General features: G+C 52.8%; 1 protein-coding gene. It reads right to left on the bottom strand.

What is annotated here, in order from left to right:
- The coding region (locus ACTHSP_RS21835) for an LptF/LptG family permease (protein WP_440346988.1) at positions 1-470 on the bottom strand (470 nt) is incomplete at both ends.

Raw genomic sequence — 470 nt, 5'->3', positions numbered from 1 at the left:
ACAGGGTCGATGAGTTTGGGCGTGGTGCTGATAATCAGGCTGAGGTGTTGGAAAGAAACGCGGTTGTAATCGGCTTTGCCGGGCGTACCGCTGTAACGGTAGCCGTCGCGCAATTCAAGCGTGCGTTTGTTGTCGGTCAGCGAAAAATTGCCCTCTTTGGCAAAAACGATGTTGTCGTTGCCGTTTTTGTCCTGCTCACGCAGGAAGAGGTTTTTCATGATGCCGGACTCGGTATCGAAGGTTTCGACAAAATAAACCCTGCCGTTGCGCTTGCCCAAGCTATTGAACTCGCCGGCTTCCACCAAAGACAATTCCTGCTTCTGCTTCAAGATTTCGGCATATTCGCGGCTGCGCAACTCTGCCCACGGCATCACCCAAAGCTGCATGACGGCAATCAAAATGGCAAACGGCACGGCAAACTGCATGACCGGGCGTATCCATTGTTTCAATGCCAATCCGCAGGAGAGCCA

This window comes from Neisseria sp. P0001.S005 (assembly GCF_051963715.1).
This window is presented reverse-complemented; position numbering and strand designations above follow the sequence as displayed.